Origin of the sequence: uncultured Maritalea sp. (assembly GCF_937139385.1) — a bacterium.
Taxonomy (GTDB): Bacteria; Pseudomonadota; Alphaproteobacteria; order Rhizobiales; family Devosiaceae; genus Maritalea; species Maritalea porphyrae_A.
In genome coordinates this window covers 1-18,876 of record NZ_CAKZPW010000111.1, presented here as the reverse complement: position 1 = coordinate 18,876, position 18,876 = coordinate 1, and the positions used below count along the sequence as shown (strand labels likewise).

19 protein-coding genes and 1 tRNA gene are annotated in these 18,876 nt (G+C 49.8%); 14 read left to right on the top strand and 6 right to left on the bottom strand.

Going from position 1 to position 18,876, the window contains the following annotated elements; genetic code table 11:
* Positions 1-113 precede the first annotated feature (113 nt).
* Positions 114-620 (top strand): winged helix DNA-binding protein, encoded by a 507-nt coding sequence (locus tag Q0231_RS04585; RefSeq protein WP_269393065.1) that lies wholly within the window; start codon positions 114-116, stop codon positions 618-620.
* A 4-nt stretch (positions 621-624) separates the two neighbouring features.
* Here Q0231_RS04585 and Q0231_RS04580 read toward each other — a convergent pair whose 3' ends face one another.
* From Q0231_RS04580 to Q0231_RS04570, 3 genes are all read right to left on the bottom strand, one after another.
* On the bottom strand, positions 625-1,926 hold the full coding sequence (locus Q0231_RS04580; protein ID WP_299345649.1) for a TRAP transporter large permease: 1,302 nt from the start codon (positions 1,924-1,926) through the stop codon (positions 625-627).
* A complete protein-coding gene (locus tag Q0231_RS04575; RefSeq protein WP_299345647.1) occupies positions 1,919-2,458 on the bottom strand; it encodes a TRAP transporter small permease in 540 nt (179 codons plus the stop codon). Before Q0231_RS04575 ends, Q0231_RS04580 begins: the two co-directional genes overlap by 8 nt.
* Before the next feature lie 64 nt (positions 2,459-2,522).
* A complete protein-coding gene (locus Q0231_RS04570) occupies positions 2,523-3,497 on the bottom strand; it encodes a TRAP transporter substrate-binding protein (RefSeq protein ID WP_269393062.1) in 975 nt (324 codons plus the stop codon).
* Positions 3,498-3,636: 139 nt separating this feature from the next.
* On the opposite strand from Q0231_RS04570, the gene Q0231_RS04565 reads away from it, so the two are divergent.
* The 3 genes from Q0231_RS04565 to Q0231_RS04555 all read left to right on the top strand — a co-directional run bounded on the left by Q0231_RS04565 (position 3,637) and on the right by Q0231_RS04555 (position 9,261).
* Entirely contained in the window at positions 3,637-7,221 is a 3,585-nt protein-coding gene (locus Q0231_RS04565; RefSeq protein ID WP_299345644.1) for a hydantoinase B/oxoprolinase family protein, read from the top strand.
* 155 nt (positions 7,222-7,376) lie between these two features.
* Positions 7,377-7,910, top strand: a complete 534-nt coding sequence (locus Q0231_RS04560; RefSeq protein WP_269393060.1) for a TRAP transporter small permease — start codon at positions 7,377-7,379, stop codon at positions 7,908-7,910.
* On the top strand, positions 7,903-9,261 hold the full coding sequence (locus tag Q0231_RS04555; RefSeq protein WP_299345643.1) for a TRAP transporter large permease: 1,359 nt from the start codon (positions 7,903-7,905) through the stop codon (positions 9,259-9,261). The genes Q0231_RS04560 and Q0231_RS04555 overlap by 8 nt, the downstream gene beginning before the upstream one ends.
* Positions 9,262-9,297: 36 nt before the next feature.
* Here the strand turns inward: Q0231_RS04555 and Q0231_RS04550 are convergent.
* Positions 9,298-9,384: transfer RNA gene (locus tag Q0231_RS04550), tRNA-Leu, on the bottom strand.
* Between the two features lie 193 nt (positions 9,385-9,577).
* Here Q0231_RS04550 and Q0231_RS04545 point away from each other — a divergent pair.
* Positions 9,578-10,552 (top strand): complex I NDUFA9 subunit family protein, encoded by a 975-nt coding sequence (locus tag Q0231_RS04545; RefSeq protein WP_299345642.1) that lies wholly within the window; start codon positions 9,578-9,580, stop codon positions 10,550-10,552.
* 17 nt (positions 10,553-10,569) lie between these two features.
* Here Q0231_RS04545 and Q0231_RS04540 read toward each other — a convergent pair whose 3' ends face one another.
* Positions 10,570-11,382 carry an undecaprenyl-diphosphate phosphatase gene (locus Q0231_RS04540; protein ID WP_269393057.1) on the bottom strand — a complete coding sequence of 271 codons (813 nt, stop codon included), beginning with the start codon at positions 11,380-11,382 and terminating at the stop codon, positions 10,570-10,572.
* 117 nt (positions 11,383-11,499) lie between these two features.
* Between Q0231_RS04540 and Q0231_RS04535 the strand changes: the two genes are divergently transcribed.
* The 3 genes from Q0231_RS04535 to Q0231_RS04525 are packed head-to-tail and all read left to right on the top strand — an operon-like array spanning position 11,500 to position 14,155.
* Complete coding sequence (locus tag Q0231_RS04535) at positions 11,500-12,255, top strand: glutathione S-transferase family protein (protein WP_299345640.1); 756 nt, start codon at positions 11,500-11,502, stop codon at positions 12,253-12,255.
* The gene (queG, locus tag Q0231_RS04530) at positions 12,174-13,307 is read left to right on the top strand and encodes a tRNA epoxyqueuosine(34) reductase QueG (protein WP_367274471.1); all 1,134 of its coding nucleotides are present in this window, start codon (positions 12,174-12,176) and stop codon (positions 13,305-13,307) included. The genes Q0231_RS04535 and queG overlap by 82 nt, the downstream gene beginning before the upstream one ends.
* The gene (locus Q0231_RS04525; RefSeq protein WP_299345638.1) at positions 13,304-14,155 is read left to right on the top strand and encodes an SDR family oxidoreductase; all 852 of its coding nucleotides are present in this window, start codon (positions 13,304-13,306) and stop codon (positions 14,153-14,155) included. Before queG ends, Q0231_RS04525 begins: the two co-directional genes overlap by 4 nt.
* On the opposite strand, the gene Q0231_RS04520 is transcribed toward Q0231_RS04525, so the two are convergent.
* Positions 14,133-14,906, bottom strand: a complete 774-nt coding sequence (locus tag Q0231_RS04520) for an alpha/beta hydrolase (protein WP_299345636.1) — start codon at positions 14,904-14,906, stop codon at positions 14,133-14,135. The two genes, Q0231_RS04525 and Q0231_RS04520, sit on opposite strands and share 23 nt — an antisense overlap.
* Before the next feature lie 164 nt (positions 14,907-15,070).
* Between Q0231_RS04520 and infC the strand changes: the two genes are divergently transcribed.
* From infC to Q0231_RS04490, 6 genes are all read left to right on the top strand, one after another.
* Positions 15,071-15,616: a translation initiation factor IF-3 gene (gene infC, locus Q0231_RS04515; protein WP_269393604.1), complete on the top strand. Its 546-nt coding sequence runs from the start codon at positions 15,071-15,073 to the stop codon at positions 15,614-15,616.
* A 90-nt stretch (positions 15,617-15,706) separates the two neighbouring features.
* Complete coding sequence (locus tag Q0231_RS04510) at positions 15,707-16,042, top strand: VOC family protein (protein ID WP_269393052.1); 336 nt, start codon at positions 15,707-15,709, stop codon at positions 16,040-16,042.
* Between the two features lie 164 nt (positions 16,043-16,206).
* Positions 16,207-16,404: a 50S ribosomal protein L35 gene (rpmI, locus tag Q0231_RS04505; protein ID WP_027834229.1), complete on the top strand. Its 198-nt coding sequence runs from the start codon at positions 16,207-16,209 to the stop codon at positions 16,402-16,404.
* A gap of 25 nt (positions 16,405-16,429) precedes the next feature.
* A complete protein-coding gene (gene rplT, locus Q0231_RS04500; RefSeq protein ID WP_269393051.1) occupies positions 16,430-16,831 on the top strand; it encodes a 50S ribosomal protein L20 in 402 nt (133 codons plus the stop codon).
* Between the two features lie 168 nt (positions 16,832-16,999).
* The gene (gene pheS / locus Q0231_RS04495; RefSeq protein WP_269393050.1) at positions 17,000-18,112 is read left to right on the top strand and encodes a phenylalanine--tRNA ligase subunit alpha; all 1,113 of its coding nucleotides are present in this window, start codon (positions 17,000-17,002) and stop codon (positions 18,110-18,112) included.
* Positions 18,109-18,876 (top strand): hypothetical protein (locus Q0231_RS04490; protein ID WP_299345625.1); only part of this gene is annotated, 768 nt, incomplete at its 3' end. The genes pheS and Q0231_RS04490, both read left to right, overlap by 4 nt.

Below are 18,876 nucleotides of genomic sequence, written 5' to 3'. Positions count from 1 at the left end.
AGCAAATACTGATCCAAAAGGGCTTGGAATTGCCAGTTGATGTTGATAAAATACCAGCGATTTGAATGCGAGGTGGGATGAATTCTCACCGCAAGAGCGAAAAAAGCAGGTATATGAAAAAGCGTCGGATTGTTTCATCTCGTCATTTGGCTTCAGCAGAAGGCTGGCAGCTTTCCGAATTTGAGTATGGTTTGATCATCGCTTACAACGGCTTTAGCCGTTGGATGGCCAAATGCATGATCGCATCCGGATATCCAGAGTTGTCGTCGCTTGAGATTTTGGTGTTGCACAATGTCAATCATCGTGAGCGCCAAAAACGCCTGACCGATATTTGCTTTTTGCTCAACATTGATGATAGCCACACGGTCAATTATGCGCTCAAAAAACTTCTAAAAGCGGAGCTTATTCAAGGGGAGAAGCGCGGCAAAGAGATGTTCTACTCAACAACTGAGCTGGGTTTTGAGCTATGTGACAAATATCGTGAAATCCGTGAGCAATGCTTGCTCGATAGTCTCAACCATCTCGAGGTTGATAAGGATCAACTCAGCGAAATGGCAGCGATGATGAGGACGCTATCTGGCCTTTATGATCAAGCCTCACGCGCAGCGGCCTCACTCTAGTTGTTTAGCCCCGCATTAGGTTGGGCAAAGCTGTAACGATTTGCGGGAAAATGGTGATCAACACAACGGCCGCCAATAATAAAAAGAAGAACGGCAGCGCTGCTTTTGCAATCTTAAAGATATTGTCGCCCGTTAATCCTTGGATCACAAACAGGTTGAACCCAACCGGCGGCGTGATCTGACTCATCTCGACAACGATCACCAAATAAATGCCGAACCACAATGGGTCAATTCCCGCTGCATCGATCATTGGCATAATGATGGCTGTGGTGAGAACGACCACTGAAATGCCATCCAAGAAGCATCCCAAAATCACAAAGAAAACGGTCAATGCGCCAAGTAACGCCCAAGGTCCTAAGTTGAGGGTGTCAATCCAAGCCGCCAAGTTGCGCGGAATACCAGTGAATCCCATTGAAACAGTAAGGAATGCAGCACCGGCCAAAATGAAGGCAATCATACATGAGGTGATGGTGGCATTCATCACGCTTTGTTTGAACATGTCCCAGCTCAAAGAGCCGGAAGACCACGCCAACACAAGGGCCAAAACAACACCAACTGCCGCCGCGTCCGTTGGCGACGCAATGCCAGCATAAATTGAGCCAATCACGCCAGCGATCAACGCGATAACGGGCAACAAGCGTTTGGATGCTTTGAGCTTTTCCATGAAAGAGAAGTTCAATACTTCCTTTGGGAAAATCTCGGGCTTAAGCAAAGCAATCGCCGCGATGTAGGCGGCAAACATGCCCACCAATAATATCCCCGGCAATATACCAGCGATGAACAGGCGCGCGATGGATTGTTCGGTTGAAACCCCATAAACGATCAAAATAATCGAAGGGGGAATAAGTAGGCCAAGCGTAGCTGATCCCGCCAAAGTGCCCAAAATCAAACTGTCCGGGTACCCACGCTTCTTAAGTTCGGGGACACTCATTTTGCCGATGGTGGCGGCGGTGGCTGCAGACGAGCCAGAAACGGCAGCAAAAATCGCACAGCCAAGAATGTTTACGTGCAACAATTTGCCCGGCACTTTGCCAAGCCACGGCGTGAGGCCGGTGAACATGTCTTCTGATAATCGCGATCTAAGCAATATTTCGCCCATCAGAATGAACAGCGGTAATGCAGCCAGCGCCCAAGAATGGCTATGCCCCCAAAAGGTGGTGGCCAGAATTGGCCCCAATGGCGCTGAAGTGAACATCACCATGCCCAAGGCGCCCGTTAGAGTGAGCGCAAATCCTACCCACATGCCCATTGCCAGCATCGTAAACAGCGCGCCGACCAGAACAACCATCATCATCAACTCAGACATCTAGGTGTTCCTCTTTAATATCATCAATCGCGGGGGGCTTTTTGCCCAAAATGGCAATCACGGTATTGTCGATCAGCGCAAGGGTGAACAGGGCTAACCCCAGCAACAAAGTGCTCTGCGGTATCCACAAAGGAATGGGAATAATGCCCGTCGAAACGTCACCATATTCAATCGACTCCATCAAATGGCCAAACATCGAATAGGTCATAAAGGCGGCACCAGCGGCGCAAATCAGGAGTGTGGTGATTTCAATCAGGTGACCAATCGGCCCCTTAATCATGTCGCGGAACAGAGTGACACGTATGTGCCCATCATGCTTGAGCGTATAGCTGAGTGCCAAGAATGAAGCTGCAGCCAACAAAAAGCCTGCAAAGTCTGCATATGACGGAATTGTATAGGCAAACTGTGTGCCCAATAATTTGGTGATTAGATTGAAGACCACTTGCATGGTCACGATGACGCATATGGTCAATATGCAAATGGCGGACAAGCTGCCTGCCGCCAAATAGATGCGATCCAAAACTGTACGCAACGGTTTTCCCCTCCCCAAAAAACAAGCGGGCGACAAAGGGAGTTGTCGCCCGCCTGCGGATTATTTATTTGAAATAAACGTCAACAATTGCATCTGCTGCAGGTGTTGAATTCGCGCGCCAGTCTTGGAGCAATTCTGCACCGACTTTGCCAAGACCCGATTTAAGCTCATCAGACGGCTCAACTATGACAACGCCATTATCTGCGAGAACTTGCGTCTTCTCTTCCGCTTCGCGCTGGCTCATGTTCCAACCGCGTTGTTCTGCGTCGGCTGCCGCTTTAAGAACCGCAGCTTGCGTGTCCGCATCAAGAGCCTTAAACGCTGCCAAATTCACCACGACGATGTTCTTTGGTACCCAAGCATTGATTGGGGAATAGTGTGATATGAAATCCCAAGCTTTAGAGTTTGCACCTGTGGAAGGTGAAGTGATCATGGCTTCAACTTGGCCAGTTGCAAAGGCTTGAGCAATGTCTGGTGCTTCAACTTGTGTTGGCGCTGCGCCAACCATAGTCGCAAACTTTTCAAGGTTCGCGTTGTATGAACGGAATTTCAAACCGTTGAGGTCTTCAACTGTCTTGATTTCCTTCTTGGTGTACAGCCCTTGTGGGGGCCACGGCACAGAGAACAATGGCATTAAGCGTTGCTTAGCCAAAAGCTCTTCAACAACAGGTTTTTGCGCTTCCCAAAGACGTGCTGCGTCTTGGTAGCTTGTGGCAACCAATGGCAATGAATCAATGCCAAACGCTGGATCTTCGTTCGCGAGCAGTGACAAGAAAAACTCGCCCGCTGGCACGATCTTGTTGCGCACTGAGTTTTTGATTTCACCATGCTTGATCAAAGAACCAGCCGTATGCAGCTTGATGTTCAGCTGGCCACCAGTGGCTTCACGAACCTCATCAGCAAATTGCTGAATGTTCACTGTGTGAAATGTCTTATCCGGATAAGGTGTCGGCATATCCCAGTCTTCAGCAAAGCTGAAAGACGTTGCACTGGCACCAATAATTGCGGCGGCCGCAGCCACCTTAAAAATCTTATTCATTTCTTCCTCCTGATATCCACCTTCCTAGAGTTTAGCATTTCGCCAACATAAAAAAAGTGGTCATGTTACATTGACAAAATGTCAGTAAATTATCAATAAAGCAATAGCAAAGTGAATTTTGATGTTGGAGGATTATGTCGTGAGCGGTCGTTGGGATTTTTGGATTGATAGAGGTGGCACCTTCACCGACATCGTGGCGCGTACACCCAACGGTGAACTGCGTCCGCATAAACTTTTGTCAGAAAATCCAGAGGCTTACCCGGATGCGGCGCTACAAGGTATTCGCGATATGTTGGGGCTTAAAAGTGGTGCTCCCATTCCATCAGAACAGATCGCTACTGTCAAAATGGGGACAACTGTAGCAACAAATGCCCTACTTGAGAGAAAAGGTGATCGTGTCCTTTTTCTCACCAACAAGGGATTCGCAGACGCGCTTGAAATTGGATATCAAGCGCGCCCGAAGCTTTTTGACCGCGAAATCAAAAAGCCAGAATTGCTTTATGAGCAAGTTGCAGAAGTGCCCGGTCGAATTCAAGCTGACGGCAAAGAAGTTGAGAAATTCGATAGCGAAGCCACAAAAGCAGCTCTGCAATCTGCATTCGACAATGGCATTCGCGCTGTGGCCATCGTCTTTATGCACGCGTTTCAATATCACGACCATGAACGAAAAGCGGCACTTATTGCGCAAGAAATTGGCTTCACCCAAGTTTCAGCAAGTCATAAGGTTTCGCCCCTTATCAAGTTCGTTGGGCGTGGCGACACAACAGTTGTTGATGCCTATCTGTCCCCAATCCTGCGCCGCTATGTTGATCGGGTCGCATCAGAACTCGACACAGAAAACACAGATTTAAAATTGATGTTTATGATGTCCTCCGGCGGGCTAACGGCAGCGCACATGTTCCAAGGACGCGATGCAATCCTGTCGGGTCCGGCTGGCGGTATTGTTGGTGCAGTGGAAACCAGCAAACTTGCCGGCTTTGACAAAATCATCGGTTTTGATATGGGCGGCACGTCAACAGACGTGGCCCATTTCAACGGCGAATTTGAAAAGGATTTTGAAACAGAAGTCGCGGGCGTGCGCATGCGCGCCCCTATGATGAAAATCCACACTGTGGCAGCGGGCGGCGGTTCTATTCTCGAGTTTGATGGACGGCGCTTTACCGTTGGTCCCCATTCCGCTGGCGCAAATCCGGGGCCCGCAAGCTATCGTCGCGGTGGGCCCTTGGCGGTAACCGATGCGAACGTAATGCTCAACAAAGTACAACCTCAGTATTTCCCTCCAATATTTGGCCCGGAACAAAACCAACCGCTGGACCAAGACGCGGTGCGCGAAAAGTTTAGCGTGATCGCTGAACAGGCAGGTTTGCAAAGTCCTGAAGAGGCTGCCGAAGGTTTCCTTAAAATCGCTGTTGAGAACATGGCAAACGCGGTCAAAAAGATTTCTGTACAGCGCGGATATGACATTTCAAAATATGCACTGACCTGTTTTGGTGGGGCAGGCGGGCAACATGCATGCGCTGTTGCTGATCGGTTGGGCATGCGCACTGTGCTTGTGCATCCATTTTCGGGCATTCTTTCGGCCTATGGCATGGGCTTGGCCGACATTAAAGCGGCGACCCAAAGGGCTGTCGGAAAAGCCCTCAATGTCAAATCTCTCGATGAAACAAAATATGTCGCCAAACAATTGCGTCGCGACATGCTGCAACAATTAGCTGAACAGAGCATTGAAGACCGCGTCTGCACGGTGCGCAGCACCGCGCACCTTAAATATCGCGGCACAGATTCAACCATTGAGGTTGATCTAACCTCTGAAATTGAAATGCGTACCGAATTTGAGGCAGTGCACAAGGAGCGATTTGGTTTTATTGAACCAGAAGCTGAAATTGTGATCGAGTTTATAGAAGTGGAAGCCGCAGGTGGTCGCTCTAAACATGATGAACCAATGTTGGACAAAATCGACACAGCACCAGAAATGTTCGATCAAACTAGATTTTTCTCTGCCGGTGATTGGCAACAAGCGGGCGCATACAAACGCGAAGCTTTGCGCCCGGATCAGCAATTGGTCGGGCCAGCTATTATCGTTGAAGCTATTGGTACCATCATTGTAGAGCCAGGGTGGAACGCAACGGTCAACAACAATGGATTGATTATCATGGCGCGAACGTCTGCCCATGCCAGCGAACTAATATCCGCCAAAACGGCAGACCCCGTTATGCTAGAGATATTCAACAATCTCTTCATGTCCATCGCGGAGCAAATGGGGCTGCGTTTGCAAAATACCGCGCGCTCAACAAACATTAAAGAGCGTTTGGATTTCTCCTGTGCGATTTTTGACAATCAAGGTGCCCTAATTGCCAATGCCCCACACACACCCGTGCATTTGGGGTCCATGGATCGCTCTGTCGCTAGTGTTATTCAAGCTCATCCTCAAATGAAGGCGGGCGATGTCTTTGTCACCAATGCTCCTTACAACGGTGGCACGCACCTACCGGATATCACGGTGGTCACGCCTGTCTTCTCCAGTGGGGATGACAAGCCCCTATTCTTCGTCGCCTCACGCGGACATCATGCCGATGTCGGCGGTATTGCACCGGGCTCGATGACGCCGTTGGCCACCTCCATCGAAGAAGAGGGCGTTATTTTGGACAACCAGATATTGGTTAAACAAGGTGAGTTCCAACAGTCCTTTATCCAAAGCGCCTTAACGGGTGGCCAATACCCTTGCCGCAATCCGGCGCAAAATATTGCAGATCTGAAAGCACAAATCGCGGCCAACGAAAAGGGCGTCGCCGAACTGCTCAATATGGTGGCAAACTATGGCCTTGAAGTGGTCAACGCCTATATGGGGTTCGTGCAAGACTACGCAGAAACTTGTGTGCGCAGCGCCATATCCAACCTAAAAGATGGCGCCGCCGAGGTCGAGTTTGATCAAGGGTGCAAAATCGCGGTCTCGATTTCAGTGGACGAGGCGCAAGGTAAAGCCATTGTCGACTTTACTGGCACCAGCGATCAACAATCGGATAATTTCAATGCGCCAGAACCCATAACACGCGCCGCCATTCTTTATGCCTTCCGTTGTATGGTCGATGAAAACATACCTATGAACGCGGGCTGCATGCGCCCAATTGAAATCAGACTGCCTGAGCGCTCTATGCTCACCCCTCAATATCCAGCAGCTGTGGTTGCGGGCAATGTGGAAGTTTCTCAAGCCGTCACTGATTGCTTGTTTGCCGCAATGGGGGCGATGGCGGGCGCGCAAGGCACCATGAACAATTTCAACTTTGGCAATGTGCAATATCAATATTATGAGACCATTTGCGGCGGCACGGGCGCTGGACCAAACTTCAATGGCGCTCACGCCGTGCATTCGCACATGACCAACACGCGCTTAACAGACCCTGAAGTGCTCGAGACAAGATATCCGGTGGTGCTTGAAGACTTCCATATTCGTCGCAGTACAGGTGGCAGCGGTCAGTTCACAGGGGGCGACGGTGTGCATCGTCAAATCCGTTTCCTCAAACCAATGGATGTTTCCTTCCTGTGTGGGCATCGCATCGTGCTGCCTAAGGGGCTGAATGGCGGAGGCGATGGTCAAGTTGGCGCCAACTTCAAGCTGGGCGTCGACGGTGAAAAGGAAAGCGTAGATGGCCGTTCCCAGATCGAATGCAAAGCAGGGGAAGGCGTGATCATTCAAACCCCATCTGGCGGTGGCTACGGCCAATAGATCCCTAAAAAGGGTGTTTCGCGAACTTTGCCCGGGCCTTTTGGTCCGGGTTTTTTCGTGCTGCCGCAAACTCGTAGCATCTCAATTTGACTTGAGGTATGAAAGAGCAACAGGTATTTTAGACAGCACTTGCACTTGATACGGCAACAGGCAAAATGAGTTTCACCACCCCCCACAATGTAACAAGCAGCACACCTCAATCGCCCTCTGTTTGGCAAAAAGCGGTGCACGGTTGGGCAATGTTCGGCGGTGTAATTCTACTGGCTGTTGTGTTGGTCAACTTCTGCTCCGCAGTTCTGGCCACCATTTGGCGACCCATTCCCGGTGATCTGGAACTGACGGAAATGGGTGTGGCCATCGCCGCCTTTGCCTTTTTGCCCTATTGCCAGCTGACAACGGCAAATGTTTCCGCTGATATTTTCACCGCTCGGGCATCGCCGAAGATGGTTGCTGTGTTGCGCCTTGCAGCCGACTTTGTGGCACTGGCCTTCGCGCTTATTCTGCTCTGGCGCATGAGCTATGGCATGCTTGACCAATTCGCCTATGGATACACCACTTCAATTTTGCGACTTCCCCATTGGTTCGCTTTTGTACCCATCCTTGCCTCTTTGCTGCTCTTGGCGTTGTCAGCACTAATGACATTGCGAAAAAACCTTGCTGACCTTTGGACGATTAGCGCCAATGACTGACCCGCTTCTACTTGGTTTCGCCGGCATGGCTACGCTGATCGGCTTAATCGTTTTGCGCATGCCCATTGCCTACGCCATGATTTTGGTTGGTGGAATTGGCGTTACATTGCTCAGTGGCGTCGACATTTTTATGAGCCAACTCAAAACACTGGCGTACGGGCAATTCTCCATTTACGACCTTTCGGTCTTGCCCATGTTTGTGCTCATGGGCGCATTGGCCACGCGGGCTGGATTAAGCCATGATCTCTTTCGGGCCGCAAAAGCTTGGTTTGGCCGTTTTCGTGGTGGCTCCGCTATGGCGGCAGTTGCCGCTTGCGCCGGGTTTGGCGCCGTTTGTGGGTCCTCTTTGGCTACCGCTTCGACCATGGGCAAAGTCGCCTTGCCCGAATTGCGCAAGCAAAACTATTCTGGCGCGTTGGCAACGGGCACGCTGGCCGCTGGTGGGGTGCTGGGCATCCTCATTCCCCCTTCAGTTGTGCTGATTATCTATTCGATCATTGTTGAAGCCAACATTGTCACCATGTTTAAAGCGGCATTGGTGCCCGGCATCCTCGCAGTTGTTTTGTTCATTGTAACGATCAGCATATATTCGCGCATTTTCCCAAATGCTGCCCCAAGGGCTGACCGCGTTTCAGCAAAAGAATGGGTGAGCGCGACAAAAGGCGTTCTGCCCGTCGTCTTGATTTTTGGTCTTGTCATAGGCGGTATGTATTTGGGATGGTTCAACCCAACCCCTGCCGCAGCGGTTGGTGTTGTTCTTGTGTGGGCCTATGGCGCACTTCGCAAGAAACTGGGCGCTAGCCAAATGCGCGAAGCATTGGAAGAAACCGCCAAAACCACAGGCATGATCTATTTGATTTTGCTGGGTGCTGAAATGCTCAAGATTTTCATGTCGCGCGCAGGCGTGCCCCAAGCGGTAGCTGAATGGATGGCGACATCGGGATTGCCACCGCTGGTTGTACTCTCAATTCTACTGCTGAGCCTGATTGTTTTGGGCTGCCTGATGGATTCACTTTCAATGATCTTGCTGGCAATCCCGTTCTTTTGGCCCGTGCTGCTTGAACTGAACGGCGGTGCTTATCAAGCCGCGTTTGGTTCTGGCTTTGGGATGAGCAGCGATGATCTGAAAATCTGGTTCGGTCTGTTGGCGCTAATTGTGGTGGAATTAGGATTGATCACCCCGCCTGTGGGCCTAAACGTCTTTGTAATATCCTCAATTGCGGATGATATTCCCATGCGCGAAACCTTCAAGGGCGTCTTGCCGTTTTTCTTTGTGGAGCTTGTGCGGGTGTCGCTGCTCGTAGCGTTCCCCATGTTGGTGCTTTGGCTGCCTACAGTGATGAGTGGCTAACAGCTGAAATTTGGCGCAGATCGGTGCAAAAAGACTTGGTGCCCTGGAGAAGACTCGAACTTCCACTTCCTTGCGAAAACTAGCACCTGAAGCTAGCGCGTCTACCAATTCCGCCACCAGGGCAACACAGCAAAATCTCTATTGAGCGTTAGCTGATTTGTCAATTGTGCACGGTTTGTTGTTTTTATGGTCTTGTTTGCGGCAATTATTCGCGGCTCTAAGTCTCGACAAAGCCAATAGGATCAAGCTAAACAGGGCACAACAGAAGCAGGGCTTCAATTGTTTAATCGCGCAATGGATTAAAAGGTTCAAAAACATGAGCGACAACGCGGGCAAATTGATCACAATTTTTGGTGGTTCAGGTTTTGTGGGGCGCCAACTGGTGCAAGAACTTGCAAAGCAAGGGCACCGTATTCGCGTTGCAGTGCGTCGGCCTGATTTGGCAGGCGATGTTAAACCGCTGGGTGGTGTCGGCCAAATTGTGCCAATCCAAGCCAATGTGCGTTACCCTGAATCAGTTATTCGTGCGGTCCGTGGAGCCGATATCGTGATTAATCTCACGGGCATTCTATTTGAAGGTGGCAAACAACGCTTTGATGCGGTGCAGCATTTGGGCGCAAAAAACGTTGCAGAAGCTGCAAAGGTTGCCGGCGTTGAAACCCTTGTGCACATGTCTGCCATTGGAGCCAACAAAGAATCTGAAAGCGACTATGCACGCTCAAAGGCTTTGGGCGAAGAAGCGGTGCTTAAAGAATTCCCAAATGCGATTATTATACGCCCGTCAATAATCTTTGGCCTTGATGATGGCTTCTTCAATCTGTTCGGTGCAATTGCGCGCCTTTCTCCAATTCTTCCATTGGTGGGTGGCGCAACCAAAATGCAGCCAATCTACGTTGGTGATGTGGCTGAGGCGTTTGCTGTTGCGGCAAACGGCGGCGTAAAAGGCGGTAAGATTTACGAAATCGGCGGTCCGCAAGTTGAAACAATGCGGCAATTGCTCGAGCGTTTGTTGGCAGAAACGGGTCGCAACAACCTTTTGTTGCCTGTCCCCACCCCATTCGCAAAATTTGTCGGCTCTGTTCTGCAAATATTGCCAAACCCTTGGCTGACGGCAGATCAAGTCACTTTGCTGCAAAATGATAATGTAGTGTCTGATGAAGCGAAAAAGCAAAAGCGTACGTTGAGTGCCTTTGGTGTTGAAGCCACCACCATGGCTGCAATTCTTCCCACATATTTGTGGCGTTTCTGCAAAAATGGGCAGTACGAAGAAAATATGCCAAGCACCAATTAGACGGCATTGGTTTGCGCTTAGCCAATTAGGCCAAGCGCAAACAAACCAACGATACCAACAATAATGCGCCACCAGCCAAATACCGCAAATCCATATTTGGATACAAAGTCGAGCAGGTAGCGCACAACAATCGCTCCCACAATGAAGGCGGCCGCAAATCCCACGGCGATGTTGAGACCCGCGTCCAGCGTGATGACGTCAATGTTCTTATAAAGATCATAACCAAACGCGCCGGTCATTATCGGCAATGCGATAAAGAACGTGAATTCAGCCGCGCTGCGTTTGTCCGTGCCCATGAGCATTGACCCCACAATGGTCGCACCAGAGCGAGAAACACCTGGAACAAGGGCCAGCATCTGAAAAATGCCAATGCCAAAACATAAGGGCAATGGATATTCATAAATGTCGTCATATTTGGGCGTCAGCTTCATCCGATCAACGATCAATAAAATGATCCCACCCGTGATCAGCATTGAGCAGATGATTAGGGGCGTATTGTAGAGGACGGTTTTTATGTAGCCATGCAACAACACCCCAGCAATTGCAGCGGGAAAAGACGCCAACAAAACCCCAGCGGCAAACCGAAGGGCGTATGCTTTGCCACGCAAAGCATCGAGCAACAGGTCCAGCAGTTTTTTGAAATAAATCGTAACGATAGCCAAAATTGCACCCAACTGAATAAGCACTTCAAATGACTGCCCCGGGTTTTCAAATCCCAACCAATCACCCAACAATAAAATGTGGGCAGTTGAGGAGACAGGTAGAAACTCTGTTAACCCTTCGACAATTCCAAGTATCAGGGGCACAAAAATGCCTTGATCGGCGGCCATGAGTTCTCCTATCAATTGGTGAAAATTTGGCGCAAATTAACGTTAAGATGTTATCTTTGTTCTAACGCCACTCTTAATCCGTACCAATCTCGAGTAAAGCCAAAAAGGGGTCGAAAAATGTTTGTACCGAAATTGCTACATTATACGCTTGACCCAACATGCCGTTTGGTACGCCTCATGTGTGCTGAATACGGCAAAGAAATCGAACTGGTGCATATAAAAGCATGGCGTCGTGAACAAGACTTTTTGGATGTAAGTCCAGCAGGTGACGTGCCTGTTCTAAATGTCGATGATCAGTTGACCTTGGTGGGCGCCAGTGCAGTTATTTATTTTATCGAAGAGCAATTCGGCACCCAGCCAATTTTGTTGCCGACTGATCCCAGGATGCGGGCAGAAACACGTCGCCTGATGGATTGGGCGCTGACCAAGTTTTCCGACGATGTGTCTCGCTATATCATTGAAGAGAAATTCATCAAGAATGATCGACCTGGTGGAAGTCCGGATACATCGGTTTTGCGTGCTGCGCGGGCGAACTTGACCGAGCATTTGGCCTACTTCAATTATTTACTGGCCACGCGTCGTTGGCTTGCCGGTGACGAAATGACCATGGCTGACTTCGCGTTTGCCGCTCAACTGTCTTCGCTTGACTATTTGGCAGAAGTGCCATGGGCGACCGCCCCAGAAGTGAAAGATTGGTACCAACGCCTAAAATCACGCCCAGCGTTCAGATCCTTGTTGCTTGATCGCGTTGTTGGAATGCCCGCATCGGCAACCTATGCGGACATTGATTTTTGGGTCTTGCTCCATCATCCAAAATTGTTGCCGATCTTAAAAAACGTGCACAAAAATTGGGGTTTGTGCAATTTGGCATAGCCTCAGCAAAAGTGCCGGCCGATTGGCAAACCAACTTGCAAAACGCGATCGCGAAAAATTGGCATGGCGATATGGACTGGATGGCAGAGACATTTGAGCGCCGTGTGTCGCCAAACGCTCTTTGGCCTGAAGCAAAGTCAGCGATTGTGTTGGCATACAATTATACGCCTGACACAAACCCGATGGATATGTTGGGGGAAACAGATAAGGGAATCATTTCAGTTTATGCCCGTAACCGTGATTATCATGACATCATTAAAGGCAAGCTGAAAGAGCTGGCCGGGATGTTGAGCCGCCAAGCTGCGTGCAACGTTAAGGTTTTCGTCGATACGGCCCCTTTAATGGAGAAGCCACTGGCCCAGCAAGCCGGGATCGGGTGGCAAGGCAAACACACAGTGCTTGTTTCAAAGCAAGAAGGCTGTTGGTTGTTTCTAGGCACGATCCTGACAGACGCTGAGCTGCCAATTGATGAGGTTGAGACAGATCACTGTGGTTCCTGCACCCGCTGTTTGGACATTTGCCCAACCAACGCTTTTCCAGAACCCTACAAATTGGATGCGCGCAAATGTATCGCTTACCTCACCAATGAATTTAGGGGCGTTATTCCGGTTGAGTTTCGCAAACCAATTGGCAATCGCATTTATGGGTGCGATGATTGTTTGGCAGTGTGCCCGTGGAATAAGTTTGCCAAAACCACTGCCGACATTAAGCTGCAAATGCGTGAAGACCTGCGCGCGCCGAATCTTGTGGACTTGGCCAATTTCGATGATGCAGCATTTCGAACCCATTTTGCTGGGTCACCGGTAAAAAGGTTGGGTCGCGATGCATTTTTGCGCAATGTGTTGATCGCTCTTGGCAACGCAAAAGGACATGATGTGGTTGGCGACATAAAAGCCCATCTAAACGAAGATAATCCAATTGTACGCGGCGCTGCGGTTTGGGCTTTAAGCCAGCACGTAACATCAAATGAATTCGCAAGTTGTGCTCAATCGGCAAAAAAAACTGAAGCCGATGAGACCGTGATGGCCGAGTGGCAGGGAGATGTAAAATGAAGCTCGTGATTTTCGGCATTGGCTATTCAGGTCTTGCTATTGCAAAACAATGGCCCGGCGAAGTCGTAGGTACCACCCGTAGTGCGGAGAAACGGGCAAAGCTCGTGTCCCAAGGTGTAGATGTTATCATTTTTGATGGTGCACTGACAAACGAATTGGCCGAACACTTGGCAACTGCAACCCACGTGGTCATTTCAGCCTCCCCATCACAAGAGGGGGATCCGATACTAAGTGCGATCCCAAATTTCTTTAAACTCGCAAATAATCTTCAATGGCTTGGCTATCTTTCAACTGTCGGGGTTTATGGCGATTTTGATGGGGCTTGGATTTCAGAGCAAACTGAACCCAAGCCAGTCTCTAAACGTGGCCAATGGCGCGTAAGCGCTGAACAAGAATGGCAAAAACAAGCAAGTGCAAACCGAGTTGGATTCGCGACTTTCCGTTTAGCTGGGATTTATGGCCCGGGCCGCTCCACTTTTGACAAAATTCGTGCTGAAAAATCGCGGCGCATCGTAAAGCCGGGGCAAGTATTCAATCGAATACATGTTGAAGACATCGCCCAAATCGTCATTAGAGCTGCTCAACTAAAAGCCACAGGTGTATTTAACGGCGCTGACGATGAACCTGCATCGCCAAATCTGGTGATTGAGTTTGCGGCGAAGATGATTGATTTGCCTCCGCCTCCCGAAGAGCCCTTTGAAACGGCGGATATGACGCCAATGGCGCGCTCATTTTATGGGGACAACAAACGCTGCGGCAACGCGCGGCTAAAGAAGGATTTAGGTCTGAAGTTAAACTTCCCAACATACCGTGAAGGGCTTGCCTCTATTCTTGAACAAGAGAGCTAAGCAATCGTCTAAGCATTTCCAAGTCTTGAGGTCGCGACAGACGGTGGTCACCGTCCGGCACTAGGGTTAGGTGAGCTTCATCCAACATAAGATGCTGCAACAAGCGTTGCGCGTGGGCCGGTGGCACGTCAGGATCTTGCTGCCCTTGGAGAATATGCACTGGGCATCCCGTTTCAATCTGCGTGCCAAAAAGCAAATGCTGTGCGCCGTCATCAAGTAGCTTTTGGGTGTAGATGTAGGGCGCGTCAGCATAAGCACTTGGCACCTCTAAATAACCAACTCGCTTTAACTCTTGCAGCTGTTTTTGGGTGAAACGGTTCGGCACCAGTTCTCGGGTCATGTCAATGGCGGGCGCAATCAAAACCATTGCCGTGACCGAATTAATATTGCGCGCTCGCAGATGTTGGTTGAGCAACATAGAAAGCCATCCCCCCATAGACGAGCCCACAAGGATTTGTGGGCCGTCTGTGAAGTTTTCAAATACGGCAATCGCGTCTTCAAGCCACGTGCTTATTGTTGCATGCATGAAATCGCCGGTTGATTGACCGTGCGCCATATAATCAAAACGGGTGACGGGAAGATCGTTTTGCGCGCCGAATTGGTCAAGCGCCACAGCCTTGCTGCCTTGCATATCCGAATTGTAGCCACCGAGCCAAAAAAGACCCGGACCATTGCCTTTCCGATGCAATATCGCCAACTGGCGACGGGTGTTCGCCTCGCCTAGGGTTAGATGTTGGGATAAAATCTGCACTTGTGGTCACCGAATCTCACTAAAACTGCTCTATTTGATAGAAGAGCAGCAACTATTTCGCAATCAGCGCTCAATTCTTCTGTTTGGCGGTTGACTTTAGATCCATTTGACCAGATTTTATGCGCATAAATCACCTAGGTTTCACAAAAGAAGGAAAAGTCACCATTCGTCGTCCCCAAAGACCCGTGCAGCCCCAAAAAGATGGGCCACGCTCAAATCGAGAAATTACCTCCCCAGATGTTCAACTCATCGATGAAGAAGGCACAAACCACGGCACGATAAGTACTCGTGACGCGATGGAACGCGCGCGCGAAGCTGGTTTGGACCTTGTGGAGATATCGCCCAACGCGAAACCGCCGGTTTGTAAAATTTTGGACTTGGGTAAATACAAGTACGCAGCCCAAAAGAAGGCGGCCGAAGCGCGCAAAAAGCAAAAAATTATTGACGTCAAAGAAATCAAGATGCGTCCAAATACCGATACGCACGATTTTGAAGTCAAAATGCGCAATGTGGTGAAGTTCTTGGAAGGTGGAGACAAGGTTAAGGTGACCATGCGTTTCCGTGGCCGTGAAATGGCTCACCAACAGCTTGGCCTGCAGCTGTTGCACAAAGTGCGCGATCAAGTGACCGAAATCTCAAAGGTTGAAGCTCAACCCAAAACTGAAGGCCGGCAAATGATTATGATTTTGTCGCCAACTGCCCAGAAATAATTCGGGCGCAGATTTGAGTGTTTGAACGGGCCTTCGGGCCCGTTTTTGTATGTGCTATATACATGTCTTTAAAAAGAGGAGGCGAGACAAATGGAACTAGGACGATTTTCAGTTAGCCTGAACGTAAAAGACATCAAAAAGTCAAAAGAATTCTATCAAGGTCTCGGCTTTGAAGTGGTCGCTGGTGTGGAAGAACAGAATTGGCTCGTGTTGGCCAATGGGGATGCAAGAATTGGCATATTCCAAGGCATGTTCGAAAAGAACATACTGACGTTCAATCCAAAAAATATTAAACCCATCCACAAGAAATTGGATGCGCTGGGCATCGAATACTCCATGCAAATGGGCGGACAGGACTATCCAAAAATGGCAGCGTTCACGGACCCTGATGGCAACGATATTCTCATCGACCAGCACGACGAGTAACATGTACGCAGAATCCGGCGATTCAATGCTTGCATATTGATAGTCGTGGGATTATAACCCTGAACTTCAAGCGGGTCGGCCGGCCGAAGGGTATGCCGAGTTGATCCATAATGCTGAACCCGCCTTGGGGGTTAAACCTGAAGGCAAAGAAAAGGACGAGCAAAATGCCCAAACTGAAGACAAAGTCTGGCGCGAAGAAGCGTTTTAAAGTGACTGGTACTGGTAAAGTCATGGCAGCAGCAGCAGGCAAACGTCACCGTTTGATCAGCCATAACGGCAAATATATTCGCCAAAATCGCGGTACGAGCGCCATGTGTGCTCAAGATGCCCGTACGGTGAAAAAATTCCTGCCTTACGCCTAATAACGACTTTTAAGGATACAGATCCATGTCACGTGTAAAAAGAGGCGTAACCTCCCACGCCCGTCATAAGAAAACAATCAAAGCTGCAAAAGGCTATTACGGCCGTCGTAAAAATACGATCCGTATTGCTAAACAGGCAGTTGAAAAAGCTGGTCAATATGCATATCGCGACCGTAAAGCAAGAAAGCGGAATTTCCGTGCTTTGTGGATTCAGCGGATCAATGCTGCAGTGCGTGAGCACGGCCTAACATACGGTCGATTTATCGACGGCCTCAGCAAGGCTGAGATTGCGGTAGATCGTAAAGTATTGGCTGACTTGGCAGTGCGTAACCCTGAAAGCTTCAAAGCTTTGGTTGACGCATCAAGAGCCGCTCTTGACTACCTCAAAGAAGTTGACGTTGTAACCCACGAGCGGGTTTCAGCTTAAAGCTTTTACCTCATTCTATCTGAGGCCGAATTAAAAGCCTTGTGCCTTCCTTAAAGGGGTGGCACAGGGCTTTGTGCGTTTGTATGGTGCACACCGAATCTACAATCAACATAACCGATGGGCCAATAACGCCCACTTTGATGCATTTGAGGGGACAAGAGGTCCAAAATGAACGACGTAATCTCACTTGATACATTGCGCGAGCAAATTACCGCTGACATTGAAAATGCAAGTGACGAGAAAGCGCTAGACGCTGTGCGCGTTGCAGCTTTGGGCAAAAAAGGCTCCGTCTCAGGTCAGCTGAAGTCTTTGGGCAAAATGTCCCCTGAGGAACGCCAAACTGCAGGCCCTGCAATCAACGGCCTCAAAAACGATATGGCAGCATTGATTGAAGCCAAATCGGCAACGCTAAAAAAGGCGGCGCTTGAAGCGCGTTTGACGTCAGAAAAGGTCGATGTGACCCTGCCACTTCAAGCAGGTCCGATGCAGCGCGGCTCCATTCACCCTGTGTCTCAAACTCTGGATGAAATTACCGCAATTTTTTCTGACATGGGTTTTGCAATCGCCGAAGGCCCAGACATTGAAAGCGACTATTACAACTTCACCGCGCTGAATTTCCCTGAGGGGCACCCGGCTCGTGAAATGCACGATACGTTTTTCATGAAAGCCAAGCCTGTGGCCGAGGGCGAAGAAAGCAATGGCAATAAAATGGTACTGCGCACGCACACGTCCCCTGTGCAAATTCGCACCATGGAAAACCAAGAACCGCCAATTCGCGTGGTGATTCCGGGTCGCACATATCGTTGCGACAGTGATCAGACACACACCCCAATGTTCCACCAGCTTGAAGGCTTGGTGATTGATAAATCATCACACATTGGCCAATTGCGTTGGGTACTGGAAGAATTCCTAAAAGCCTATTTTGAAGTCGATAACGTCAAAACGCGCTTCCGCCCATCCTTCTTCCCCTTCACCGAGCCGTCCATGGAAGTGGACGTGCAGTGTGATCGTTCGGGCAATGAAGTGAAAATTGGCGAAGGCAATGACTGGCTAGAGATTTTGGGTTGCGGCATGGTGCACCCCAACGTCATCCGCAATTGCGGCCTTGATCCAGATATTTACCAAGGCTTTGCTTGGGGCATGGGGATCGACAGGATCGCGATGCTGAAATATGGCATGCCAGACCTGCGTGACTTCTTTGACGCCGACAAACGTTGGATGGAACACTATGGCTTCCGCCCACTTGATCTCCCAACATTGTTTGGGGGCTTGTCATCGTGACAACAACGTCGAGCGATATAGACGAAACCGTCTATATCGTCACAGACATTGAAACAGATGGCCCAAGCCCATTGCGTAACTCCATGCTGAGTTTTGCGAGCGTGGCTATGAATCGTCGTGGCGATGTGTTGGGCGAGTTTGAAACGGTGCTTGAGCCGCGCTCAGATCGAGTGCCTGATCCCGAAACAATGGAGTGGTGGAAGACCGAGCCCGAAGCATATGCTGCGGCCACAACCAATCCAAAAGCGCCCGAAGATGCAATGGCTGACTATGTTGCGTGGCTGGAAGGTTTTAAGGCACGCATGGCGTTCGCCTCTGCACCGTTGATTTTTGATGGAACCTATATGGACCATTATTTGGATCAGTTTGCCAACACGCGCGTGTTTGGTGGGCCGGGCAAGCAAAAGCGGATTTTTGCCGGCGGCTGTGTCGATATCTATTCGCTAGCGGGCACAATCGCGAATGCGCCGCACCATGATTGGACCACACGGCGTGTGCCAGACACATGGATCGGAAATCAGCCACACACGCACTTTGCAATTGATGATGCGCGTGGCTTTGCGCATTTGTTAAAGCGCTTTTTTATCGTTGGTGGTTTAGCCGCCAAATATCGTGATCTCGAGATCGCAGAGTTTGGTGATGGCCAAAAGCTGCGCGATGAACTGGTGGATCTAATCGTTTTGGGTAAAAAGACGGCAACCTGCGGATCGTTGGCGATCTATGAGGAGGAAGGCGAGCCGCTGCCGAAAGTGGGCGAGCAATTC